Genomic DNA, 25886 nt, shown 5'->3' on the forward strand with positions numbered 1-25886 from the left:
CCTATGTTCGGCAATCTTGGTCAGGCGGGAAAATATCTGGGACAGGCGGCGCGGATGCTGGTCGGCGTACCGGACTACGACACCTACGTCCAGCATATGCAGGACAACCACCCGGATAAGCCGGTGATGAGCTATAAAGAATTCTTCCGCGAGCGCCAGCAAGCGCGCTACGGCGGCGACGGTAAAGGCGGCATGCGCTGCTGCTAGGCCCCGAGCATTAAGGATCCGCAATGAAACCCATCGCAGTCACCATTCTGACCGGCTTTTTGGGCGCCGGTAAAACCACCCTGTTACGCCATATCCTGCATGCCGACCACGGCTATCGCATCGCGGTGATTGAAAACGAATTCGGCGAAGTGCCGATCGACCACGCGCTGATCGGCGATCGCGCCAGCCGCATCACCACGCTGAGCAACGGCTGCATCTGCTGCAGCCGCGCCAATGAACTGGAGGACGCGCTGCTCGACCTGCTGGACGGCATTGACCGCGGCGAGCTGACCTTCGACCGGCTGATTATCGAATGCACCGGCATGGCGGACCCCGGCCCAATCGCCCAGACCTTCTTCACCCACCCGGCGATCTGCGAACGTTTTCTGCTGGACGGCATCATCACGCTGGTGGATGCGGTGCATGCCGAACAGCAGCTGGATAAATACAGCATCGCACAGTCGCAGGTGGGCTATGCCGACCGTATTCTGCTGAGCAAAACCGACGTCGCCGGCGACAGCGAGGCGCTGATCCGGCGCCTGCAGCGTATCAACGCCCGCGCCCCGGTGCACAAGGCGCTGCACGGCGATATCGATCTCAAGGTGCTGTTTGATATTGAGGGCTTCGTGCTTAATGACAGGCTGAACCTGAGCACGCCGGTGTTCCGCCGCATCGCGGAGCCGCAGAACAGCATTCACTCGATCGTGCTCTACCACCAGCCGCCGCTGGAGCTGGCGCAGATCTCCACGGTGATGGAGGAACTGCTGCTGCAGTTTGCCGACAATCTGCTGCGCTACAAAGGCATTTTGTCGATCAAAGACGAGCCGCGCCGCCTGCTGTTTCAGGGCGTGCAGCGGCTGTACAACGCCGACTGGGACCGCGACTGGCAACCGGACGAGCCGCGCCAGAGCACGCTGGTGTTTATCGGCATCGACCTGCCGGAAGCGGAGATCCGCGCACGCTTTGCCGCTCTGCGCTGAGCAATAAAACCGCCGTCGTCGCAAACAGGCTTTGACGAATCCTCTATCTGAGTACTTTAATCATGGAGTGGCGCGCTGACGCGCCGCCCTTATTTTGCAGCCGTGTGCCAATGCGCACCGGCAGTCATCACTCAGAGGATCATCACCTGTATGCCATTAAAACGAACAACCCTGGGCCTGTTGCTGGCGGGCGCCGGCCTGCTGTCGGCCAATAACGCGCTGGCCGCCTCTGATACGCTGATTTACTGCACCGTGGCCTCGCCGGAGTCATTCAATCCGCAGCTGTCCACCTCCGGGCCGACCTTTATCGCCACTTCGCAGATGCTGTACAACCGCCTGGTGACGCTGCGCGGCAGCGACAAAACCCCCGCTCCCTCGCTGGCTACCGACTGGACCATCAGCCCGGACGGCAAGACCTACACCTTCACCCTGCGCAAAGGGGTGAAGTTCAACCGTAATAAATTCTTTACCCCCAGCCGCGATTTTAACGCCGAAGACGTGGTGTTTACGGTGATGCGCCAGAAAGACCCCAACCACCCGTACCACAAGGTATCCGGCGGTAACTACGAATACTTCACCGATCTGGGGCTGGATAAACTGATCGCCAAGGTCGAGGCGCTGGACGACTATCACGTGCGCTTTACCCTGACTCAGCCTAACGCGGCGTTCCTCGCCGACTGGACGATGGACTTCGCCTCGATCCTGTCGGCGGAATACGCCGATGCGATGATGAAGAAAGGCACGCCGGAGAACGTCGACAGCTGGCCGATCGGCACCGGCCCTTACGCGCTGCAGCAGTACAAACAGGACTCGCTGATCCGCTACATCGCCAACCCGCACTACTGGCAGGGCGAGGTAGCCAGCAAGCACCTGATTTTCTCCATCACCCCGGACGCGCAAACCCGACTGTCGAAGCTGAAAACCAACGAATGCCAAATTATCCCGGCGCCGCTGCCCGAGCAGTTCGACGCGATTAAACGCGACAAGAACCTGCAGCTGCACAGCATCGACGGGCTGAACGTCGGCTATCTGGCGTTCAACACCGCCAAAAAGCCGTTTGATAACCTGCTGGTGCGCCAGGCGCTGAGCTATGCGGTGGATAAAAAAGCCATCGCCGCCGCGGTATTTAAAGAGAGCGGCTCACCGGCCAGTTCGCTGCTGCCGCCGGGCATGCTGGGCTACAACGATAAGCTGCCGGGCTATGAATACAACCCGCAAAAAGCGCGCGAACTGCTGAAGCAGGCCGGGCTGGAGAAAGGTTTCACCACCGATATCTGGTCAATGCCGGTCGCCCGCCCCTATAACCCCAACTCGCGCCGCATCGCCGAGATGATTCAGAGCGACTGGGCGCAGGTGGGCGTCAAAGCCAAAATCGTCACCTGGGAATGGGGCCAGTATCTGGCCGGGCTGCGCAAGGGCGAGCAGCACAGCGCGCTGTACGGCTGGGTATCGGATAACGGCGACCCGGACAACTTCGCCACCCTGCTGGGCTGCGACGGCGTGCAGAGCGGCGCCAACGTCGCCCGCTGGTGCGACAAGTCGTATGACTCGCTGATCAAGCAGGCCATTGCGGTCAACACCCCGGCAGAGCGCGGCAAGCTCTACCAGCAGGCGCAGGAAGTGTTTGCCAAACAGGCGCCCTGGCTGCCGCTGGCGAACGGCAAGGTGTTTTACGCCACCCGCAACAACCTCAGCGGCTACGTGGTGGACGTCAACGGCAGTGATTTTTCCAAAGCGAAGCTGAATTAATCGCACCGCTCAGGGCGAGGCGCCCCCTCGCCCTGCCTGCTTTCCGCCGGACAAACGCACCACGCCAGCCCCAGCGTGCACAGGCAGCTCAGCGTCAGCACCACGCCCGGCCGCTGCGCCAGCCACGCCCCCAGCATCAGATAGTACATCAGGCCAAGAAGCGAGCCGGAAATCGATAACCGCAACTAAAATTAACAAATAATAAAAATAAATTATCATATAGATATTTATTAATAACCAACATTATTTAGCACACCAGAATCAACCCCACAAATCTCTATTAAATAACAGAATAACCCTGTTTATTTACCGCTCAATCACATCCAGCACGCCCACTGATACAATATTTATGCCTAAGTCGAAAAGGCAAAGAAAACACGGAACAATTTCATTAAGACATATAAATCAATTCATTTTGATTATGTATGGATATAGCAAAATTAAGGAAAGGAATACTTTAAATGAACAGAAAAGAAAAAAATCAGCTGAGCGCCAAGCTCTCCCCCATTTGTTTTCTGAGCCTGCTCTCCTGGGGAGCGATCGCTCATGCGGCAATTACCCCCTCAGCGCCGATTAACGGCGGCCCTTCCGTCAGCGCCGGCGCCAACGGCAGCACCATTATTGATATCAATGCGGCTGGCAAAGGCGGTGTTTCCCATAATATCTACTCAGAGTTCGACGTAAACAGAGGCGGCGTGGTGCTCAATAACAGCGCGGCCGGTTCAACCTCGCAGCTGGCCGGCAATATCGCCGGCAACGCCAACCTGGCCGGCGGTTCCGCGTCCATTATCCTGAACGAAGTCAACTCCACCCGCGCCAGCCAGTTGAACGGTATGATCGAAGTCGCCGGCGACAAGGCGCAGGTGATTGTTGCCAACCCATCGGGCATCAGCTGCAGCGGCTGCGGCTTTATCAACGCCGATCGCGCGACCCTGACCACCGGTAAAGCGCTGGTCGCCAATGGCACACTGATGGGCTATACCGTGGATAAAGGCAGCGTCATCATCAACGGCGACGGCCTGAATACCGGCGATGCCGACTACACCGATATCATCGCGCGCGCCGTGCAGATTAACGCCAATATCGTCGCCAAAGATCTGAAGATCACCGCCGGACGCAACAACGTCAACGCGGACAACACGCAGATCAACGAACTGACGCCGGGCGGCATCAGGCCGTCAATCGCCATCGACGTCGCCAAGTTAGGCGGCATGTACGCCAATAAAATCACCCTGGTCAGCACCGATTACGGCGTCGGGGTGCGTAACGCCGGCACTATCGGCGCCATGGCAAGCGACGTCAACATCACCACCGACGGCGTGCTGGAAAATAAAGGCACCCTCTCCGCACAGCACGACGTCAATATCGACACCACGCAGGCGCGCAACCGCAACGGCGGTTATTACTATGCGTACGGCCGTACATTAAACAACACCGCGAACGGCGTGATCAGCGCCGGCAAAAATATCAATATCGATCTGGCCAAAAGTCAACTGAGCAACAGCGGCGGCAAACTGCAGGCAGACGGTGATATCAATATCGTCAGCGGTGATATCGACAACCGATACGGCAATATCGACAGTCAGGGTACCGTCAATATGCGCCACGACCCTTACCATTACGGCTACAGCAGGACGTTAAACAACGCCGGCGGCGTCATCCACGGCTTCAACGGCGTGACTATTTCCTCGCGCGGTGTGAATAATACCGAAGGGGTTATCAAGAGCGATATGGGCGGCATTGACATTCACACCGCCGGTTACACCCTGACCAATACCCGCGGCACCATCGAATCCTGCTGCGAGCTGAACCTGGATGTCGGCACGCTGACGAATACGTCCGGCTTGATTCAGTCCGCAGAGAACCTCACCATTAACACCAACCGCTATGCGCTGACCAACCAGTCCGGCGTGATTCGCGGCGGTAACGACGTGTCGATCAGCAGCCTCGGCGTCAATAACCACGCCGGGCGGATCATGGCCGACAACCACCTGAACATCAACGCCAACGGCAGCAGCATCGTCAACACCAACACCGTCAGAAATACCGACGAAGCCGGGCTGTTCAGCGGCCAGGGCGGCATGACCCTGATCGCCAGCGTCATCAACAACGGCAACGGGAAAATGGTCTCCAAGAGCAACATCATCACCAATACCTCGTCGTTGCTGAGCAACGTCAACGGTCTGATCGACAGTGACGGCAGCGTCCTGGTGACCACCTCAGCCCTCAACAACGGCAACGGTACGATCAACGCGGCTGAAGACGTGGTGATTGACGCCCGCTCCGTCAGCAACACCAGAGGCGAGATCAACGCCGGCGGTGAGGCGACGCTGACGCTGGCCGGCGGCTATAGCCACCAAGGCACGCTGAGCGCGCAAGAAGGCATCCGGATTAACGCCGAGAAAGGCGCCGTCTACAACTACGGCACGTTGGCGTCCGCCAACGGTAAAACCATCATTAACAGCCGCAGTTTCGCCAACTATAGAAACGCGCTGGTGGACAGCCCGGCCGGCGTTGAGCTGGTGCTGGACAAGTCCGGCACCTTCACCAACAGCGGTGCCGTTAACGGCACCATCACCATCAACAAGCAGTAACCCTGTCAACGCAGGCGGCCTCTTCGGGGGCCGCCTCGGGATCGTCATCAACCCACACTGCAGCGCTATTTCTTCCCGGCAACAGGCCGATAAATGGCTAACGGATGCCAAAAAGCACGATAAGGATATTAACCAACATGCGCGTTCACTTTTCCGCTTCCCTGCTATTGGTATTTTTTATTCCCCTCGTTCAAGGCGCAGAAAGCGGGCGGTTGATTGAACAACAGGCCAGCCACCAGCAAGAACAAGAAAGAGCGCGCTACAGCCAGTTGGAAACGCAGGGGAAAGATGTCCGCGCGGCCGATAGCGGCGCGGAAAAAAGCGCGCAAATAACGTTCCCCCGCGAAGCCAACTGTTTCGCTGTGTCGCAGGTTATTCTCAATAAAGACGACAAGATCCCGCACTGGCTGCCGCTGCGCAAACTCACCGCTCAGGCCGAAGGGCAGTGCCTCGGCATTCAGGGGATCCGTACGCTGGCCAACGCCATCCAGAACAAATTAATCCGCCACGGCTACATCACCACCCGCGTAGTGGTGCCCCGGCAAGATCTCAAGGCCGGCGTGCTGACGCTCACCATTTTGCCTGGCGTGATCGGCAACATTTCCTTCAGCGAAAACAGCGATAAATACGCCAACCTGTACACCACCTTTCCGGGCCATCAAGGCGATATTCTGGATTTGCGCGCCATTGAACAGGGGTTGGAGAATATCCAGCGCATTCCCGGCGCCGACGCCAACGTGATCCTCCGTCCCGGGGAGCGCGCAGGGGAAACCGATATTGAGCTCGCACGCAGCCAGCCTTCATTCTGGCGGATTGGCGGCTGGTTCGACGACGCCGGCAGCCGCTATACCGGACGCTATCAGGGCGGCCTGGCACTCTATCTGGATAACCCGACCTCGCTGAACGATCTGTTCTATATCTCCTTCGGCCGCGATCTGGCGTGGCAGAAATGGCGCAATGCCAAAAACCGCTCGCTGTACTACTCGGTGCCCTATGGCTTTTGGTCACTGGATATGTACGCCAGTCATAATGAATATCTGCAGCGGATCAACGGCACCTGGACCGACTTTCAGTACCAGGGAAAAAGCCGCAACCTGAGCCTGAAGATCAATCGTCTGCTGTACCGCAACGCCAGCCAGAAAACGACGGCCAGCATCCAGCTGCTAAAAAATGATGCCGATTATTATATGAATGACATCAGGCTGACTATCCGGGAGCGCAAGGTGACCAAAGCGATCGTCAGGCTGAATCACCGCCACTATATCGGCCGTTCCATCGTCGACGCGATGGTCAGCTACCAGCGCAATACCTCCTGGTTCGGCGCCAAACCGCAGGCCGCCGCCAGCCCGCACAGTCGCGCCGTCAATCTGGATATCAGCGCCTCAGTCCCGTTTATTTTGCTCGGGCAGTCAATGAGCTACCAACCACGCTATCAGCAGCAGTACAGCCGCGATCGCCTGGCGACGCAGGATCAGTTCAGCATCGGCAACCGCTGGACGGTGCGTGGTTTCGACGGCGAGTACAATCTTTCCGCAAACCGCGGCTACGTGCTGCGCAACGACCTGAACCTGAACTTGCCCAACTATAATCAGCAGCTGTACTTGGGAATGGATTACGGCCGGGTGAGCGGCGGCGACAGCGATTTTTCCCGCGGACATCTGGCGGGCGGCGTGCTCGGCCTCAGAGGCCGGATCGGCAGGGTCAGCTACGACGCCTTTGTCGGTACGCCGCTTGCCAAACCCAAGGGATTCGACACCAGCCCGGTCAACCTCGGTTTCACCCTGCAGTGGCAGTTCTAAGCGCGGTTACGCCGCCGGCGTCTCTACGCCGGCGGCCATTTGGCGCTACAGCAGCCCCAGATCGCGGGCGGTGCGGTCCACCGCGCATTTGGTTTTCTCCAGCAGTTCATCAATCTCGCCGTGGGTCGCCACCAGCGCCGGCGCCATAATCATCCGGCCGGCGGTGGAGCGGATAATCACCCCTTCCTCAAAACCGTAGCTGCGGCAACGCCAGGTGATGTCGCTTTCATTGGCGAAACGCCGGCGGCTGGCTTTATCTTCGGCAAACTGCAGCGCCGCCACCATGCCGGCACCCTGAATTTCCCCCACCAGCGGATGGTCGGCAAACATCTCGCGCAGCCCTTTTTGCAGATAGGGGCCGGTATCCTGCTTCACCCGGCTGACGATGCCTTCATCGCGCAGCGCCTTGATGTTGGCCAGGGCCACTGCCGCCGCTACCGGATGGCCGGAGTACGTCAGACCATGGGCAAACACGCCCCCTTCCTCCACCAGCGTCTGGCCCATTTTTTTGGACAAGATCAGCCCGCCCATCGGCACATAGCCCGACGTCAGCCCCTTGGCGATCGACAGCGTATCCGGCTCAAACCCAAAGTGCTGGCTGGCGAACCATTCGCCGGTGCGGCCAAAGCCGCCGATCACTTCATCGGCGCACAGCAGCACATTGTACTGGCGACAAATGCGCTGAATTTCCGGCCAGTAGCTCTCCGGCGGGAAGATCATGCCGCCGGCGCCCTGGAACGGCTCGGCAATAAATCCGGCGACGTTTTCCGCCCCCAGCTCGAGGATTTTCTCCTCCAGCTGCCGGGCGCAACGGCGGCCAAACTCATCCGGCGTCATATTGCCCGGATGGGCATACCAGTAAGGCTCGTCAATATGGGCGATCTCCGGCAGCATGCCGCCCATTTCGTGCATAAACTTCATACCGCCCATCGCCGAGGTCGCCAGCGTCGAGCCGTGGTAGCCGTTCCAGCGGCCAATCATAATCCGTTTTTTCGGCTGCCCGGCCACCTGCCAGTAACGGCGCACCGTGCGGATCAGCACCTCATTGGCCTCCGAGCCGGAGTTGGTGTAAATCGCGTGGCTATAGCGATCCGGCAACAGGCTGAACAACAGTTCGGACAGCTCCACCACCGCCGGGTGCGTGGTGTGGAAAAACATATTGTAGTAAGGCAGCTGCTCCATCTGCCGCGCCGCAGCGGCGACCAGATCTTCGCGTCCATAGCCCAGATTGGTGCACCACAGGCCCGACATGCCGTCGAGGTAACGCTTGCCGTCATTATCCCAGATGTGCAGCCGGTCGGCTTTCACCATCACCCGCGCCCCTTCCGCATTCAGCGCCTTCTGATCCAGAAAAGCATGGATATGGTGACGCGCGTCCAGCGCCTGATAATCGCCGGTTTCACGTGGGCTGTTAGACATACTCATTGGCTTACTCTCCTTTCACAGACTTGGGTTATCAGCGCTGGGCTGTAAGGCGCGGTTCACCGGCGAATCCGGGGAAACGCGCGGCGTCAGCGGTTCGGGTTTAAACAGCGGTTTGCGCATCACCAGTTTGATCCACAGCACCGCAATCACAGACACCAGTCCCAGCACCGCGCCGGCGACGGTGTAAATACGCAGCGCCTGCTCGGCGGAAGGCGATACATGCCAGATGGCATACGCCATACCGGCAATGCCGGCCAGCTGCGGCCAGGGATAAAAAGGGGTGCGGAACGGACGATGCTGGTGCGGGTAGCGTTTACGCAGCACCAAGACATTGATATGGGTGATGATATAGGCCAGCAGCCAGGAGAGCGCGGCGGCGCTCAGCAATAGGTTGATCGCGTCGGCCGCCATCAGCAGCAGCGGCAGCCCGGTAATGGCGGCGACAAACAGCACCGACACCCAGGGCGCGCCCGTCCTGGCGCTGTGGCGCTTAAAACAGGGAAACGCCTGGCCGTTCTGCGCCATCCCGCTCAGCATGCGGGGGATCGTCGCCAGCGAAGAGTTGAGCGTGCTGCAGGTGGCGGTAATCGCCGCGGTCGCCAGAAACAGCTGACCGCTTTTGCCAAACACCGTGGTGGCGAACAGGTAGTGCGGCAGACCATTGCTCGCCAGTTCCTCACGCGGGATCAGCAGCAGCGCGCCGAGGCAATACACCGCAATGGTGCAGAAAATCACGCTCAGGCCGACGATCATGGCGCGCGGAATATCGCGCTCCGGCCGGCGCGCCTCCTCCACCAGCGGGCAGACAAACTCGGCGCCGACAAATCCCCAGATCGCCATCACCGCCAGCGTCAGCACGCCCCAGCCGAGCGGGTTGCCCGCGCCGTCGGCCATCAGCTGACCCAGCGGCTGCGCATGCTGGTGACCGATGGCGCTGAACCCCAGCAGCAGCAGCACCACCAGCATCACCGCCGCCAGGAACGACTGCAGACGGGCGAAAATATCAATATTCAGCAGGTTGAGGACGGTGAATAACCCCAGCACGCCAAACGCGATCGACAGCGGCGGCAGCGGCGCCGCAGGGAAAATCTTACTGATGATTTGATCGAGCAGCAGCAGTTCGGCGGACAGCGCGAACATCGCCACCACGATATAGCCGGAAAACGTCGCCAGAATCGCCGGGAACTGGCCGATGGCGACCTCGGTATAGCTGCTCAGGCTGCCGGCGCGCGGGATCATCAGCGACAGTTCGGAAAAGGAAAACGCATAGCTGAGCGCCAGCAAGTAGGTCAGAAACAGAGGAATGATAAAACCGATGCCGGCCATGCCGACGGCCTGCAGCATCAGCACCATCACCCCCTGCGAGACCACCAAACCAATCGCCACCGCCAGCAGCGCGCCCAGCCCCAGCCGGTTGCGCCGTCCCCTGGCGGCCGCAGAGTTCGTGTTCAATTCAGTCATTGGCTTACCCTCGGTGTGCGTCGCCGGCGCGTTAACGCAGCTGGATCCAGGTGGTTTTCAACTGGGTGTATTTATCGAAAGAGTGCAGCGATAAGTCGCGGCCGAATCCCGACTGCTTGCCGCCGCCGAACGGTACCGTCACATCCAGCGCATCGACGGTATTCACCGACACCGTGCCGGCGTGCAGGCGCTGCGCCACACGGTGCGCCCGGTTCAGATCGTCGCTCCAGACCGAGGCGGCCAGACCATAGATACTGTCGTTCGCCAGCGCGATCGCCTCCTCTTCATCGTCGAAGACTGAGATCGCCAACACCGGGCCGAAGACTTCCTCCTGCGCCAGACGCATCCGCGCCGTCACCTGGGTAAATAGCGTCGGCTGCACAAAATTATCGGCGCCGTTGACGCTCAGACGCCGGCCGCCGCACAACAGCTGCGCCCCTTCCCGCTGCGCTTCATCGATAAAGTCCATCACCCGCTGCGTCTGGCGCGCGTCCACCATCGCCCCGGCGCGGCTTTGCGGATCCAGCGGATCGCCCGGCTGCCAGCTGGCCGCCTGCGCCATCAGCCGTTCGACAAAGGCATCATGAATCGAGCGCTGCACCAACAGACGGGAGTTTGCCGAACATACCTCTCCCTGATTGAAGAAGATGGCGAAGGCGGCCTTTTCCGCCGCCAGATCCAGCGACCGGCAGTCGTCAAAGATCAGGCACGGGCTTTTTCCGCCGCACTCCAGCCAGACCTGCTTCAGGTTGGACTGCGCCGCATACTGCATAAAATGCTTGCCGACCTCGGTAGAGCCGGTAAACACCAGACCATCGACATCCTGATGACGCCCCAGCGCCTGGCCGGCCTGCTCGCCGTATCCGGGCAGCACGTTCAGCACCCCGGCGGGCAGGCCCGCTTCCAGCGCCAGCTCCGCCAGCCGCAGCGCGGAGAACGGCGACTGCTCGGCCGGCTTGAGCACCACGCTGTTGCCCGCCGCCAGCGCCGGCGCCAGTTTCCAGGCCGCCATATCCAGCGGAAAATTCCATGGCACCACCGCGGCAATCACGCCAAGCGGCACGCGGGTGACGGTCGCCAGCACGTTATTCGCCGTCGGCACCACCTGGCCATAGCATTTATCCAGGCTCTCCGCATACCAGCGAAAAACGTGCGCAGCCCCCGGCACATCAACATTCCAGGCATCCATCACCGGCTTGCCCATACTCATTGAATCCAGCAGCGCCAGTTCTTCCCGGTGTTCAAGAATCAGCGCCGCCAGACGCAGCAGCACCTGTTTACGCGCCGCCGGGGCGGCCTGCGCCCACTCCCCCTGCTCGAAACAGCGGCGTGCAACGCGCACCGCGCGATCGACGTCTTCCTTATCGCAGGCGGCCACGTCGGCCAGAGACTGATTGGTGGCCGGGTTGCACACCGCCATCGTCATTCCCGATGCGGCAGTGACCCATTGGCCATCAATCATGGCCTTGTCGATGAAACATTGGCGGGCGGCGCGTTCGCGCCAGTAACCAAGAGTAAACATGCTGACGCCCTCATCGTGTAACTCATATGTTTATGAGATGTTAAATACGGGAGTCTGATGCTAACCAGCTTGCGGAGAGGGGAAAAGCAGTAAAAATATCGTGAATGGTGATAAAAAAACTGGGCAAGAACAATTAGCCAAAACAGTTCTCTATGGCTTAATAAAATAATGGCAGGTTCACCATGAACAAATAAAAATAACAGCACAGTCTGCTGAAAGCGGTAAAAACAGGCCTGTCAGCGGCTCTTCATGTGGTTATTCCGACCGTGTTAACAATTATGCCTCGCCAGGTATCAGGCGGTTTTTTGAATTGCCTCACTGTAAAATATCGACGGCTCATTTATGCTTGCCGGGCGCCAAATTTAACATAAGTAAAACATATAGTTAAAATTTACTTTCAACCGTACTATCACCCACTCACGGAGGAGTACCCCAGCGTCCATATCATTCTTTACGGGAATCAACGATGGCTAATTACACCCTGCGTCAGCTTAAATATTTTGTCACCACCGCCAAATGCCGAAGCGTCGCCGAAGCCTCACGTAAGCTGTACATTGCACAGCCCTCTATCTCTACCGCCATCAAAAGTCTGGAAGACAGTTTTGGCATTCAGCTGTTTATTCGCCACCACGCGCAGGGCGTTTCGCTCACCCCTTCCGGCGCACGTTTTTATCGCAAGGCGCAGAAACTACTCAGAATGGCGCATATTTTTGAGCAGGACGCGCTGGCGGATAACGATCTGGTGGCGGGGAAAATCAATATCGGCTGTTTTGAGACGGTCGCGCCGCTCATTTTACCGAAGCTGATCCGCGGCTTTAAAACGCTGTATCCGGGGATAGAAACCATCGTCCGCGACGGTGAACAGCATGAGCTGGTGCAAAGCCTGACCGCCGGGAACCTGGATCTCGCCCTGCTTTATCATCACGAACTGAACAATAACATCGTCACCGATGCGCTGGCGGAACCGCAAAAGCCTTACGTCCTGCTGTCCGCCTGCCACCCGCTGGCCCATCGCGATCGGGTCACCCTGGCGGATCTGGCGACGGAGCCGATGGTGCTGCTGGACGTGCTGCCCAGCCGCAACTATTTCCTCAACCTGTTCACCCGGGCGGGCATTACGCCGAATATCGTGTTCAGCTCTCCCTCGATAGAAATGGTGCGCGGCATGGTCGGCCAGGGGCTGGGCTTCGCCATTCTGGTGACCCGACCGCACGGCCGGCACAGTTACGACGGCCAGCCGCTGGCGACGGTTGAACTGCAGGACGAGGTGGAAGGCTCCGGGCTGGTTGCGGCCTGGCTCAGCCGCAACCCGCTGACCAAACCGGCGCAACTGTTCGTTGAGTTCTGCAAAAATGAGCTGGCGACGATGAGCCGGCCGGCGGCGTGCCACTGACGCCGGCGCGGCTCAGCGCTGCATCCAGCGGCGTAAGTTAGCCAACATCTGCATACAGCGCTCCAGCTGTTCTACGCTGACATATTCATCGGGTTTGTGGCCCTGCTCCATACTGCCGGGGCCGCAGATCAAGGTCGCCACGCCGGCTTCGGCAAACAAACCACCCTCCGTGCCAAAGGCCACCGTGGCAAACTCCTCGCTGCTGCTCCACTGCGCCAGCCAGCGGGCAAAGTCGCACTGCGGATCGGTCAGCAATCCCGGATACTGGCTGAGCGTCTGCAGGGTGATGCCGCAGCCCTCCGCCACCTGCCGCATGGCCGGCAGCAGTTCATCGGCGTAACGCCGCAGCTCATCAATCACGCCGGCGACCGGGACTTCCGGCAGATGGCGGATTTCAAAATCGAACCGGCAATCCTGCGGCACAATGTTCAGCGCCGCGCCGCCCTGAATGATGCCGACCTGCAGCGTGCTGTAGGGCGGATCGAAACGCGAGTTCTGCGTCGCGGCCAACTTGCCGCCAAGCTCGGTTAGCCTGGCGATCAGCTTGGCCGCATACTCGATGGCGTTCACCCCCTGCGGCGTATAGGCGGAATGACAAGCGTGCCCGCGCACGCTGCAACGCATCGCCAGCTTGCCTTTATGGCCATACACCGGCTTCATCCCCGTGGGTTCGCCGACGATGCACAGCGCCGGCTTATCCGTCGCCTGCCGCAGATGCTCCACCAGACTACGCACGCCCAGACAGCCGACCTCCTCATCGTAGGAAAACGCCAGATGCAACGGCATACGTAGCGGCTGCGCCAGAAAGTCCGGCAACGCCGCCAGTACGCACGCCAGAAACCCCTTCATATCCGCGCTGCCGCGGCCATAGTAACGTCCGTCGCGCTGCGTCAGCGCAAACGGCGGCAGCGTCCACGCCTGCCCGTCGACGGGCACCACGTCGGTATGTCCGGACAGCATCACACCGCCGCCCCCCGTCGGGCCGATATGGGCATACAGATTGGCCTTGCCGCCGCCGTCATCCGGAAAGCGCCGGCTCTCAATGCCGAAACCGGCCAGATATTCCTGAATAAAGTCGATCAGCTCCAGATTGGATTCCCGGCTGGTGGTATCGAACGCCAGCAGCCGCGCCAGCACATCGCGCACCTGGTCACTCATCGCCCGGCACGCCATAGCTTGGCGCCTCCCGGGGATCGATCGCCCGCGTAATATAATCCTGCATCTGGGGCTGGTAAGCCCGCCACAGCGCCGCCAGCTCGCCGATGGGATCCTGCTGCGCCCAGTCAACCCGCAGGTCAACAATCGGCCAGCTATGCTCACCCACCACCTTCAGCGCCGCGGAATGCACCGCGCCGGCCTCGCCGCCGCGCTCAAGCGCCGCCTGCAGCGCCGCCATCAGGCGCTCCGCCAGGAGACCGGACGCGTTTTCAAAGGCCGACGTCATCGCCTCAACCACCGATTTATCCGCCAGCATATTGCCCGCCGCAACGCACGCGTGACCCTGTACGCCATGATAGACCCCCAGCGATTGATCGCCGCTGAACAGCGCAGTGCTCCCCTGGCGGTCAATGGCGATCAGCTGACGGTAAGCGCTGAACGCATCCTCACGCAGGGCGCTGTCTAACGCGCCCTGCGATGACATCCCCTGTTCGAGCCGCTGCAGCGCCAGGCTCCCCAACCGCGGCAGCGTGACATTCTGGCTGGACACCGCGCCCACCCCGGCCTGCAGCCAGGGACAGCGGGCGCCGACTGCAATGCTGGAAGAGCTGATGGCAATGCCGAACTGCCCGGTTTTGTCACAGCGAGCGGCGATAGAGAACGTCATGCCTGCTCCTCCCCATGCCACCCTTCCGGAATCACCGCGATGATGTCGATCTCCATCAGCCACTGCGGCTGCGCCAGCGCCGAGACCACGATCCCGGTCGAGATCGGAAATACCCCTTTCAGCCATTTTCCAACTTCCCGATACACCGGCTCACGATATCTTGGGTCGATAATATAGGTGGTTGTTTTAACGATATGCGAGAGATCGCTGCCCGCCTCCTCCAGCAGTTGCTTGACGTTTTTCATCGCCTGCTCCGCCTGCGCCGCCGGATCGCCCAGGCCGACCAGGTTGCCGTCAAAATCGGTGCCGACCTGACCGCGCAGATACACGGTATTGCCCGCGCGCACCGCCTGGCACAGGTCGTTATCCAGCGATTGGTTGGGATAGGTGGCTTTAGTGTTGAACATACGGATGCGGGTATGGGTAACGTTACTCATAAAATATTCCTGTTTAACAATAACGGCGAAGTAAGCAAAAAACGGACGGGCGGCTTACGCCTCCCCCGCGCGCCCCTGGCGGACGTTCTGATGCCGGCGGCTGACGCCGGCGCGCGTTGCCAGCCAGTAATAGAGCGGCGAGGTAACCAGCAGCCCCATCAGCCAGGAGAGGTCGGCGCCGTGAATGTGCACCGAGATCGGCCCGACGTATAACGGGGTATTCATAAACGGGATTTGCACCACAATGCCGATAGCGTAGGCCAGCAGCGCCTGGGGGTTGTAGTAGCCGTAGATGCCGCCGTCCGCACGAAAAATCGAGTCAATGTCATACTGCCCTTTATGGATGGCGTAGAAGTCGATCAGATTGATCGCCGTCCAGGGCACCAGCACCACCAGCAGCGCCAGCACTAAATCCACAAAATGACCAATAAAGTCCGCCGAGCTGTAAATGGCGGCGATACAGCAGGCCAGCAACACCAGCACCGACAGCACCGCCCGGCTCCTGCCGGTAGGGATCCAACGCCAGGAGAAGGTCTGCACCAGCGTAATCATCGAGATCACCGCGCCGTACAGATTCAGCGCGTTATGGCTAATCACGCTCAGCAAAAACAGCACCAGCATCAGCGGGCCGATTGAACCGGTGGCCAGTTTGACGGCGTCCATGGTTTCCATCCCCGCCGGCGTGGCCAGCACCGCCACCGCGCCGAAAATAAACGAGAGGCTGGAGCCCAGCGCCGAGCCGAGATAGGTGGTCCAGAAGGTGGCCGCCACTGACACGTTCGCCGGCAGATAGCGCGAGTAATCGGAGACATAGGGGGCAAAGGCAATTTGCCACAGCGCCCCCAGCGACACCGTCGCCAGCCAGCCGTAAAGATTAAAGCCGCCACGGGTAAAAAAGTCTGCACTGTGTATGTGGCTGAATATATAGCCAAAACCCAGCAGAATGCCGATACCCAACACCCAGGTGCCGATCCTGTTGAGCAGGTGAATAAAGCGATAACCGATAATGCCGATCGCACAAGATCCCACCGCGCCGATCGCGATCCCCACCGGCACTGAGACACTGTCCGTGACGCCATGCAGCGACTTGCCCGCCAGCACAATGTTGGAGGTAAAGAAGCCGAGGTACATCACTCCGGCAATCACCACCACCAGCAACGAGCCCCAGGAGCCGAACTGCGCGCGGCTCTGGATCATTTGCGGAATGCCCATCTGCGGGCCCTGCGCCGAGTGCAGCGCCATCAGCACCCCGCCGATCAGCTGGCCCACCAGAATGGCGATCACGCCCCAAAACAGATTGAGATGAAACAGCTGGACGCCGAGCGCGCCGGTAACGATCGGCAACGGCGCGATATTGCCGCCGAACCAGAGCGTAAACAGATCTCTGACCTTCCCGTGACGCTCTTGCGGCGGGATATAGCCAATGGTGTGCTTTTCGATAAGCGGTGGCGATGATTCAGTCGCAGGCATGGTGAACTCCCGGTTGCATAGACGTTGTGTGGGTATTTTTTAATTAACCGCCGAAAACTGCGGAGTTTTATTATTTGCCTGATAATGCGCACCGTCAGAGGGAGAGATAAAATATTAAAAACATTCCCCCAGAGAATAAAAAAACTATCCCGCACGCCTTCACCAATCGCCGACCGCCCACGTATGTCCCGGCCAATCCCCAACGAATTACCCCACCGTCAGAATGGCGCGCCATTACCGGTGATCGCCGAAAAAGTGCGGCGTCTTGCATCATTAATTTATCGTCAATCGTTAGGTTAATAATATTTTACCCATTCAGCGGCATTCCCTAGTCTGCGAAATCCACAGAGGTGAACAGCGGTTTAACCGGCTCAACACCGATAACCGTTCTAAGGATGCAAACATGACGTTAAATAACAGCGAGATTGATACGTTAGTGGTAGGAGCCGGCCAGGCGGGCGTAGCAATGAGCGAACACCTGACCCAACTCGGCATTCCTCATTTAGTGCTGGAGAAGAACCGCATCGCCGAGGCCTGGCGCACGGGCCGCTGGGATTCACTGGTCGCCAACGGCCCGGCCTGGCATGACCGCTTCCCCGGCATGGAGTTTGACGATATCAACCCCGACGGCTTTGTCGCCAAAGAACGGATCGCCGATTACTTTGCCGCCTATGCGGATAAATTCAACGCGCCGATTCACACCGGCGTCGACGTCAGGCGCGTGCAGCGCAACCTTGGCCGCCCCGGTTTTAGCGTGGAGACCTCGGCAGGACGGATTGAGGCTCAACGCATCGTCGCCGCCACCGGGCCGTTTCAGCGGCCGGCGATCCCGGCGATCGCCCCGCAGGATGACACGCTTACCCAAATTCACTCGGCGCAATACCGTAACCCGCAACAGCTGCCCGCGGGCGCGGTACTGGTGGTCGGGGCCGGGTCATCCGGGGTACAGATTGCCGATGAGCTGCGCCGGGCAGGGAAACAGGTGTATCTCTCCGTCGGGGCGCACGATCGTCCGCCCCGCGCTTACCGTAACCGGGACTTTTGCTGGTGGTTGGGGGTGCTGGGGTTATGGGATGCGGCGGCGACACAGCCGGGGAAAGAACACGTGACGATTGCCGTCAGCGGGGCACATGGGGGCCATACGGTAGATTTTCGCAAGCTGGCCCATGAAGGCGTGCAGCTGGTGGGCCTGACGCAGTCTTTCCAGAACGGCGGCGTCACCTTTGCCAATAACCTGAAAGAGAATATCGCCCGCGGCGATGAAAACTATCTGGAGCTGCTGGACGCGGCGGACGCCTATATCGCCCGCAACGGTTTGGATCTGCCGGAAGAGCCGGCCGCGCGCCATCTTCTTCCCGACCCGGAATGTATGGTTAATCCCATTCTGGCGCTGAACCTGGCCGACGCCGGCATCAGCACCATCATCTGGGCTACCGGCTACAGCGCCGACTACGGCTGGCTGGAGGTGGACGCCTTCGACAGCGCCGGCAAGCCGCAACACCAGCGCGGCGTTTCACGCGAGCCAGGCATCTATTTTCTCGGCCTGCCCTGGCTGTCACGCCGCGGCTCCACCTTTATCTGGGGCGTCTGGCACGATGCAAAATACATTGCCGACCATATCGCTACCCAGCGCAGTTACCTGAGCTACAAAGACGCCGGCCAGCGTCGATAACAACATGTATCGGCGCGCTCACCGCCTTCGTTGAGGGCGGTTTTGAGCGGTGATAACGGCGCGGTTTGTTTGATTGTCCGGATACAACGCAACGGATTATCGTGCAGCCCGCTCTCGTTATCCTGGTATTGCCCGGCGTAGCGCAGCGGTTGCTCATAGGCCACGCCCCGACGCTGCATGATGCCCGCCGCCGTCTGCCCCTTCAGCCTGCCGAAGGTGTCGTAATCCCCCGACCAGCGCAGCCCGCCCTCGCCGTCCCGTCACCTCCAGCGGCGCGCCGTTCTGCTCGCTGTGCAGCCAGAAGATATCCGCCTGCCGGCTCTCCCCCGCCTGCTCGATGGCCGCCAGCGGCGTCCACGGGCTGTCCGGCTCGTAGCTCCAGCTGCGGCGCGTGCCATCGTCCCGCTGCTCCTGCAACAGCCGGTAGCCCTGCCACAGGAAACGCGTGCTCTGCGCCGCCTTGCCCTTGTAGTCCACCTGCTTGCGCGTGCGCCTGCCCAGCGCATCGTAGTGATACTGCGCCCGGAACTCGCCCTGCGGGCCACGGCCGTGCGCCGCCGTCAGCCGGTTGTCCGCATCGTAGACATAGTGCTGCTCGTACAGCCCGTTGCGCCGGCTTATCAGGTTACCCCAGGCGTCGTAACGGTAGAACAGCTGTTGCCAGTGCGTCAGCCGGTTGTCCCCCAGCGGTGCCGGCGGCAGCTGCTTCTCCAGCGCGCGGCTGGCGCTCTGCGCGCCCAGCATGTTATCCGCCATGTCGTACTGCAGGCGGTGGCCCGGCTTGCCCTGCTACGCCTCGCGGTGCTGCAGCAGCGTCCTTCCGCATCGTAGCCGTAGCGGACTTCTCCGCGCAGTTCATAGAACCAGAAAGAGCTGAAAAGATCTTTCTGGCGTTATACAATTAAGAACGGTTTAATTCTATTATTCATTCTTTAAAAATCCCCTAAGCATATAAATGTTTTATATCCGAGGATAGATAAATCTATCGCATCCAATGCCTCCAGAAAACTAGACATCAATGGTTCCAACATCCTTAAACAACCTTCTATATTAATTTATCATAAAAATAAATAGCATATTCATCTTCATTGAAGGCTAACACCTGAGATGGTGATTCAATAAAAACAACCAGATCCCTATTACCATTTTCAAGATAAAGACTTACCAAAAAATCAAACACATTGAATAACTTCAATCTTACAAAAAAATAATCATTAATCTCAAATAACAAACTCTTTCCTATAACACTCTTTAGACAATCCGATTGCCATTGAACAATAGCATCATTAGAGTTATCTAAAGAAAAATCAGCTATTGGCTCAAGGTCACTATCATAACTGAAAATCTCTTTTTGTTTAGCACGATACGCCACTAAATCCAGCACATCAACGTCAATGACTTCAACGTTACTGATACCATTAATTTTTCTCAAAAAAACCTTTGTTTCCTGTAAGGCAATCTTTTTCTTAAGAGCTTCATTTTTGGTCATAATATATGTGATGTTCTCCTGAACTATCCGCCGGAACCTTACCATATCTTTCGGTCTTAAAATCATAAGTGTACGGTGATGTTTTTGCTCTGCCGGCATGGAAATGTGCATCACCAATCTTGTTTCTCGGATCGCTCGCATGTTCTACTACTACAACTTTATATCCCTCATGATTTTTATATTGGTATAGTTAACAATTTCCTCAGGATCTTCATAAACTACAGGTCATAATTTACTTTTCAATAATCATCACTCCAATCACATATTAGTGAACCGTGCATTAAATAATTTTCACTATGAAAATAAACTGTAGTAGGTTACGATATTTTTGGCATGAAACTGGAACTGATGATAAAACCAAAAGTGATCATTAAGATCACTCCCGGATTAATTTATTTTTTTGGTTTCCATGAATGATAATCAGCGACTCTCATTTCTTTTAAAACAAGATCTAAAGGAACTTGCTCTATACCATCTGCAATTTCATCATATGGCGTTGGAAGCTCAATCGAAAAGCCAAAGTCATCATTAACTATAATGCAGCCATTGAATATGCGTTGTTCATTAGTTAACTTAATTACGTCAGACATCCTCATTCCAGTACACAGTGAGTTCATGTAACGCCCCTTATATTTCTCATTGCAGCCTACAGATATAATTAAACCATTAGACAATGTAGCTATCGTAATAATCTCATCAACAACATATGCCATTCTTTTTTCATCATCAGGTAAAAAATAATCAAAAAACCTAACAGTATGATTTGAATACATATCATTGAGATATCTATCAACATTTTCGCCTAAAACAACATTTCCAATCGACTTATTAGAAATAATATCAGCATTTATATCTATCATTTATAGACCACCATTCATTAATACGCCATCAATATAAACTGGCGAATCTTTAATAAGATCATAGTTTTTAAACTCGCCATGGCCTATCCGGCCATAAACGACATCTTTACCATTGACGTCACGATAAACCTTCCAGTAATCATTTCCATGAACATTAGGCTGAGTCGAAGAACCACCTGGGTGGTAATCTAATTTATACGTAGTGCCTGATTTTGTTGTCTTAACATATTGAACATGCTGTATCGCCCCCGGTTTATTGGCTTGAGGATATGTCTTCGACCATCCTTTCGACGTTAAATGATCATGAATATCCGCAGGTTTTTTCCCCGTCAAACGCTCAGTCCAACGACTGGTAATTCTATCTCTATGATTAAATCCTTTATTAGATGGACAAGAGCTTAATCCAAGTGGATCGCTCCAATTTAACGGATTAGGCGCATACTGGTACAGGTTCAGCCCACCCTGCAGCCCTATCGGGTCCTGGGTAGTAAAGCGACCTACCTCCGGCTCATAGTAGCGGAACAAATTATAGTGTAGCCCGCTCTCGCTATCCTGGTATTGCCCGGCGTAGCGCAGCGGCTGCTCATAGGCTGCTCCCCGGCGCTGCATGATGCCCGCCGCCGTCTGTCCCTTCAGCCTGCCGAAGGTGTCGTAATCCCCCGACCAGCGCAGCCCGCCCTCGCCGTCCGTCACCTCCAGCGGCGCGCCGTTCTGCTCGCTGTGCAGCCAGAAGATATCCGCCTGCCGGCTCTCCCCCGCCTGCTCGATGGCCGCCAGCGGCGTCCACGGGCTGTCCGGCTCGTAGCTCCAGCTGCGGCGCGTGCCATCGTCCCGCTGCTCCTGCAACAGCCGGTAGCCCTGCCACAGGAAACGCGTGCTCTGCGCCGCCTTGCCCTTGTAGTCCACCTGCTTGCGCGTGCGCCTGCCCAGCGCATCGTAGTGATACTGCGCCCGGAACTCGCCCTGCGGGCCACGGCCGTGCGCCGCCGTCAGCCGGTTGTCCGCATCGTAGACATAGTGCTGCTCGTACAGCCCGTTGCGCCGGCTTATCAGGTTGCCCCAGGCGTCGTAACGGTAGAACAGCTGCTGCCAGTGCGTCAGCCGGTTGTCTCCCAGCGGCGCCGGCGGCAACTGCTCCTCCAGCGTGCGGCTGGCGCTCTGCGCGCCCAGCAGGTTATCCGCCATGTCGTACTGCAGACGGTGGCCCGGCTTGCCCTGCTGCGCCTCGCGGTGCTGCAGCAGGCGTCCTTCCGCATCGTAGCCGTAGCGGATTTCTCCGCGCAGCGCGTCGTCGACGCCGGCTATCTCGCCGCGGCCGCTGTAGTGGTACACCCGCCACAGTACGCCGTCTTCCGGTTTCGTCAGCTGCCCGTGGCTGAAACCGCTGCTCTGCCAGCTACGGCGGCCCAGCGCGTCGTACTGCCGCCGCTGGTGCAGAGCCCCCTGCGTACGTCCGGTCTCCCGGTGCAGCCGGTCGCGGCTGAACTCGCTCACCAGCTGCTGATTGAACCTGATGGCGCTGGCGTGGCCGGAGCCGTAATAGAGCCACTGCAACCGGTCGCCCTGCGGCAGCGTCAGCGTCTGCAGGTTGCCCAGCGCGTCCCACTGATACTGCAGCTCGCCGTTGACGCCCTGCTCGCTCAGCAGGTTGCCGGCGTTGTCGTAACGCAGCCGGATGCTGTCCGGCTCGATGCTCAGCGCCGCACCGGCGGCGGTCGGCGTGCGCGTCAGCGTCGTCAGCCGCCCGCCGGCGTCGTAGTCGTAGCGCCATTCGGCGCTGTCGGTGGTGCGCGCCGTCAGTTGCCCCGCCTCATCAAAGCGGAAGTGTTGCCGGCGCTCCGCCTGTGTGCCGTCGGCGGCCTGCGCGCCGGTCTCCAGCAGCATCGTCGGCAGCCCGTCGGCGCCGTAATGGTAGTAACGCCGCAGCCCGTCCGGCCGCTGCTCCGCCTGCAGGCGGCCCGCCGCATCGTAGCTGAACTGGTAGTCGGCGCCGTTGCCGTTCTCCAGCCGCGTCAGCCAGCCGCGCGGGCCGTAGTGATAACGACGCGTGCGGTTGATGCGGTCGGTGATGCTGTCCGGCAGGCCCAGCGGGTTGTAGTGCCAGCGCGTCTCGCTGCCGAGCGGGTCCCGGTGTGCGGCCAGCTGGCCCTGCGCGTTCCAGCCAAACTGTTCTTCGCTGCCGTCCGGATGGAGCAGCTGTTGCAGCCGACCGGCTGCGTCCCAGCGGTAGCGGGTCAGCAACCCTTCCGCATCGGTGTGGTGCGTCAGCTGGCCCAGCGCGTCATAGCTGTAGGCGGTGACGCTGCCGGAACAGTCGGTATGGCGCGTCAGCTGCCCCTGTGCGTCCCAGACCAGCCGCACCTCGCCGCCCAGCGCGTCGGTGATGCAGTCCGGCAGGCTCTCTTCATCGTCGGGATAGTGGTAGCGCGTGACATGGCCCTGCGCGTCCGTCTGTTTGCCGAGCCGCCCCTGCGCATCCCAGTGCTGAAATTCCTGGCTGCCGTCGGGATAGGTGACCGAGAACAGACGGCCGCTGTTGCGGGAATACTGATAGGTGGTGGTGCGGCCCAGCGGGTCGGTCTCGCTCAGCATGCGGCCGTACGCATCCCACTCGCTCTGGCGCTGCGCGCCGCCCGGCAGCACCACGCTGCACAGTTCGCCGCGCGCGTCGTAGATAAGCCCGTAGCGGCGGCCGTCATAGTCGGTGAACTGCGCGACGTTGTCGTCATCGTCCAGCTGCCACAGCGCCTGTTTGCCGTCGTCACGCACCGCCCGGCGCGTCCCGCTGGCAACATCGTAATGGATGTCCAGCTGCTCGCCGGTGCTGTTGCGGTAGGCGACCACCCGCGGCAGACCGTCAATCTCCTGCCAGCGGTATTCGTTCAGCAGGCCGTTCTGGTCCTGATGGCTGACCATCAGCCCGTCCTGCCAGCCAAAGCGCCGCGTCATCTCGCCGGCACGGTTGCGAACGGTGACCAGTTGCCCGTCGTCGTCGTACTCGTAGCTCGCCAGCACCTGTGTGTCCTGGCCGTTTTGCCACGCTACCGCCGCCAGCCGCACCGCGCCGCCGGCCGTCGTCAGGTAGCGGCAGGCCAGACGCAGCCCGGCGCTGTCCACCAGCTCGCTCAGTTGCCCCGCGTCGTTGTAGAACAGCGAGGTGGCGTTGCCGACCGCATCGGTCATCATGCTCAGCCGGCTCGGCTGCTGCGCCTCCAGACGCGGATAGTGCCACGCCTGTTCACTGACGTCGAACACCTGCCAGCTGCCGTCGGCGTTGTGCATCAGCCAGCATTTTTCCGCTTCGCAGTAGGTCTTGTGGCCGCGCGGCACCCTCGGGAAGGCGACGTAGTCGCCGGACGGCGCGCGCCACACCAGCCCCTCCTGCCAGGTCTGCAGGCTGCTCTCCCAGAACAGGCTCCAGCCGCGCCCCAGCACGCCTTCCGCCGGGTTGCCGCTGCGCCAGTAGCGCTGCCACGCCACCGGCAGGCGCGACGGCAGCACAAAGTCCAACTCGTCGTCGCCGTCGAGAAATTTCTGGCCGCTGACCACGTCCAACGGCCGGGCGATAATGCCCGTCGCCGCGGTGGCGGTCATCAGCGCGCCGGCGCGGCAGGCGACGCGGCCCAGTTTGTTGATGCCCGGCGCCTTGCTGAGCATGCGTCCTAGCGCCCCCAGCTTGCTGGCCGCACCGCCGACGCCGCCTATCAGGCCGGCAAACAGCAGCGTCAGGTCGGAGATTTTATACAGCCAGTCGGGCACTTCCGGCTTGATGGGCAGCGTGGTGACGGTGCCGCCGCCGATGCGCACATCGGGCGAGCCGGCCATCACCTGCGCGTCGCAGTTGGTCTTGTCGCCGCTGCGCACCGCCGGATAACCGTTGATAAACACCTTGTCCGAGCCCTGCGCCATCTGCATGCTCGGGCCGTCGTCCTCGCAGGCGACGCGGCTGACGGTGGCGATGGCCGCCGGTTTGCCGTTGATGAACACGTTGCCGGAACCGGTCAGTATCGTGCCCTTGGGCGACAGACTGCCGGCTCCGGCGGCGGCAATGCCGTCGCGCGCCTGGGTCGCCAGCTCGCCGGAGAGGTAGCCCACCGCCAGGCTGGCGCCAATCAGCAGCACGCCGACGCCCACGCAGGAGGCCGCCAGCCCGGCGACAAACAGGGCGCCCGCCGCCACCGCCCCGGCAGCGGCAATCAGGCCGCCGATAAGCGTGCCGCCAATCATCCCTGCCAGCGCGTGGGAATGGCCGATGCTGTCCCCGACGCGCGCTGCTTCACCCATGTTCCTGCTCCTTTTACGCCCGTGAGGCGGCATCCGCCGCCGGCTGATAACTCGCCAATACCTGTTGCAGCAACGCCTCGTCCTGCGCCGTCAGCTTGCGCGGCTGCGCCAGCGTGAACACCAATACCTGTCCCTGCGGCAGGGCAAACACCGCCTGACGCTGCCAGATGCGCTTGCCGTCACGCATATAGCTGGCATGCACGCACTCGCCGCTCAGGACGCCATTACCCAGCGTCGCCGGTTCACGGCTTTTCTGCACCCAGCCTTTCAGGCCGTCGGCCAGCGCCGCCAGCTGACGCGTCACATAGTCCGCCAGCGTCTCGTCCGCCAGCAGTTCATCGCGGGAAATATTTAAAGAGGGGGAGATGTCATCCCCGGCCAACAGCACGTTAACGCTGCGATCGCGGTAGCCTTCAGGCAGCTTGACGCTGCCTTCGGTAAAGGCGCAACGGGAGAAATCAGGCATTACGCAAGGTCCTTTTACTCAACAGGGGGCAAAGAATGACATAAGCCGCCGCAGATGGAAATATTGGTTAGGCTTTCTGATTGTTTGTGCAAGAAACAACCGAGAAAAATGACGCTGGTATATATAGCGAACATGCCAGTATCAAGAATTATTCTTATAAATAACGATAAATTATCCGAAGATAAATTTTCATCATCAGCTGCCGGGATCAGGTCAGTTAAAGATGAGAGTCAACGGCAAGTTTGATAATTAA

At 59.2% G+C, this 25886-nt stretch carries 19 protein-coding genes and 1 pseudogene; 7 read left to right on the forward strand and 13 right to left on the reverse strand.

The window, feature by feature from the left end:
- The first annotated feature begins 3 nt into the window (after positions 1–3).
- From FO014_RS07160 to FO014_RS07170, 3 genes are all read left to right on the forward strand, one after another.
- Positions 4–207, forward strand: coding sequence for a YbdD/YjiX family protein (locus FO014_RS07160; RefSeq protein ID WP_015670749.1), 204 nt, complete (start codon positions 4–6; stop codon positions 205–207).
- Positions 208–230: 23 nt separating this feature from the next.
- Positions 231–1187 carry a GTPase gene (gene yjiA, locus FO014_RS07165; RefSeq protein WP_160028585.1) on the forward strand — a complete coding sequence of 319 codons (957 nt, stop codon included), beginning with the start codon at positions 231–233 and terminating at the stop codon, positions 1185–1187.
- 150 nt (positions 1188–1337) lie between these two features.
- Positions 1338–2936 carry an ABC transporter substrate-binding protein gene (locus tag FO014_RS07170; protein ID WP_160028587.1) on the forward strand — a complete coding sequence of 533 codons (1599 nt, stop codon included), beginning with the start codon at positions 1338–1340 and terminating at the stop codon, positions 2934–2936.
- Here FO014_RS07170 and FO014_RS07175 read toward each other — a convergent pair.
- Positions 2933–3121, reverse strand: coding sequence for a hypothetical protein (locus FO014_RS07175; RefSeq protein WP_201282920.1), 189 nt, complete (start codon positions 3119–3121; stop codon positions 2933–2935). The two genes, FO014_RS07170 and FO014_RS07175, sit on opposite strands and share 4 nt — an antisense overlap.
- Positions 3122–3397: 276 nt before the next feature.
- On the opposite strand from FO014_RS07175, the gene FO014_RS07180 reads away from it, so the two are divergent.
- Positions 3398–5530, forward strand: a complete 2133-nt coding sequence (locus FO014_RS07180) for a two-partner secretion domain-containing protein (RefSeq protein ID WP_160028589.1) — start codon at positions 3398–3400, stop codon at positions 5528–5530.
- A gap of 137 nt (positions 5531–5667) precedes the next feature.
- The gene (locus FO014_RS07185) at positions 5668–7329 is read left to right on the forward strand and encodes a ShlB/FhaC/HecB family hemolysin secretion/activation protein (RefSeq protein ID WP_160028591.1); all 1662 of its coding nucleotides are present in this window, start codon (positions 5668–5670) and stop codon (positions 7327–7329) included.
- Positions 7330–7374: 45 nt separating this feature from the next.
- On the opposite strand, the gene FO014_RS07190 is transcribed toward FO014_RS07185, so the two are convergent.
- From FO014_RS07190 to FO014_RS07200, 3 genes are read right to left on the reverse strand one after another with little or no spacing between them, the layout of a single operon-like run.
- Positions 7375–8754, reverse strand: coding sequence for an aspartate aminotransferase family protein (locus FO014_RS07190; RefSeq protein WP_160028593.1), 1380 nt, complete (start codon positions 8752–8754; stop codon positions 7375–7377).
- Positions 8755–8769: 15 nt separating this feature from the next.
- Entirely contained in the window at positions 8770–10215 is a 1446-nt protein-coding gene (locus tag FO014_RS07195; protein ID WP_160028595.1) for an APC family permease, read from the reverse strand.
- Positions 10216–10246: 31 nt separating this feature from the next.
- Positions 10247–11737, reverse strand: coding sequence for an aldehyde dehydrogenase (locus FO014_RS07200; RefSeq protein WP_160028597.1), 1491 nt, complete (start codon positions 11735–11737; stop codon positions 10247–10249).
- A gap of 466 nt (positions 11738–12203) precedes the next feature.
- On the opposite strand from FO014_RS07200, the gene FO014_RS07205 reads away from it, so the two are divergent.
- Positions 12204–13130, forward strand: coding sequence for a LysR family transcriptional regulator (locus FO014_RS07205; RefSeq protein ID WP_160028599.1), 927 nt, complete (start codon positions 12204–12206; stop codon positions 13128–13130).
- Positions 13131–13142: 12 nt separating this feature from the next.
- Here the strand turns inward: FO014_RS07205 and argE are convergent, their stop codons facing one another.
- From argE to FO014_RS07225, 4 genes are read right to left on the reverse strand one after another with little or no spacing between them, the layout of a single operon-like run.
- Entirely contained in the window at positions 13143–14288 is a 1146-nt protein-coding gene (gene argE / locus FO014_RS07210; RefSeq protein ID WP_160028601.1) for an acetylornithine deacetylase, read from the reverse strand.
- On the reverse strand, positions 14281–14955 hold the full coding sequence (locus FO014_RS07215) for a DUF1028 domain-containing protein (protein WP_160028603.1): 675 nt from the start codon (positions 14953–14955) through the stop codon (positions 14281–14283). The genes argE and FO014_RS07215 overlap by 8 nt, the downstream gene beginning before the upstream one ends.
- A complete protein-coding gene (locus FO014_RS07220) occupies positions 14952–15392 on the reverse strand; it encodes a RidA family protein (protein ID WP_160028605.1) in 441 nt (146 codons plus the stop codon). Before FO014_RS07220 ends, FO014_RS07215 begins: the two co-directional genes overlap by 4 nt.
- Positions 15393–15446: 54 nt before the next feature.
- Positions 15447–16862 carry a purine-cytosine permease family protein gene (locus FO014_RS07225; RefSeq protein ID WP_160028607.1) on the reverse strand — a complete coding sequence of 472 codons (1416 nt, stop codon included), beginning with the start codon at positions 16860–16862 and terminating at the stop codon, positions 15447–15449.
- Positions 16863–17265: 403 nt separating this feature from the next.
- Here FO014_RS07225 and FO014_RS07230 point away from each other — a divergent pair, with 403 nt between their 5' ends.
- Positions 17266–18534, forward strand: a complete 1269-nt coding sequence (locus FO014_RS07230) for a flavin-containing monooxygenase (RefSeq protein ID WP_160028609.1) — start codon at positions 17266–17268, stop codon at positions 18532–18534.
- An 86-nt stretch (positions 18535–18620) separates the two neighbouring features.
- On the opposite strand, the pseudogene FO014_RS07235 reads toward FO014_RS07230, so the two are convergent.
- From FO014_RS07235 to FO014_RS07255, 5 genes and pseudogenes are all read right to left on the reverse strand, one after another.
- Positions 18621–19388: pseudogene (locus FO014_RS07235) on the reverse strand (RHS repeat domain-containing protein); the annotation flags it as partial.
- 191 nt (positions 19389–19579) lie between these two features.
- Positions 19580–20023, reverse strand: coding sequence for a hypothetical protein (locus FO014_RS23855; RefSeq protein ID WP_212603825.1), 444 nt, complete (start codon positions 20021–20023; stop codon positions 19580–19582).
- A gap of 392 nt (positions 20024–20415) precedes the next feature.
- The gene (locus FO014_RS07245; protein ID WP_111737788.1) at positions 20416–20883 is read right to left on the reverse strand and encodes a hypothetical protein; all 468 of its coding nucleotides are present in this window, start codon (positions 20881–20883) and stop codon (positions 20416–20418) included.
- Positions 20884–25167, reverse strand: a complete 4284-nt coding sequence (locus tag FO014_RS07250; RefSeq protein ID WP_246168092.1) for an RHS repeat-associated core domain-containing protein — start codon at positions 25165–25167, stop codon at positions 20884–20886.
- A gap of 13 nt (positions 25168–25180) precedes the next feature.
- Positions 25181–25633, reverse strand: a complete 453-nt coding sequence (locus tag FO014_RS07255; protein WP_160028611.1) for a DcrB-related protein — start codon at positions 25631–25633, stop codon at positions 25181–25183.
- Positions 25634–25886: the final 253 nt, after the last annotated feature.

It is taken from the genome of Serratia rhizosphaerae, assembly GCF_009817885.1.
Taxonomy (GTDB): domain Bacteria; phylum Pseudomonadota; class Gammaproteobacteria; order Enterobacterales; family Enterobacteriaceae; genus Serratia_B; species Serratia_B rhizosphaerae.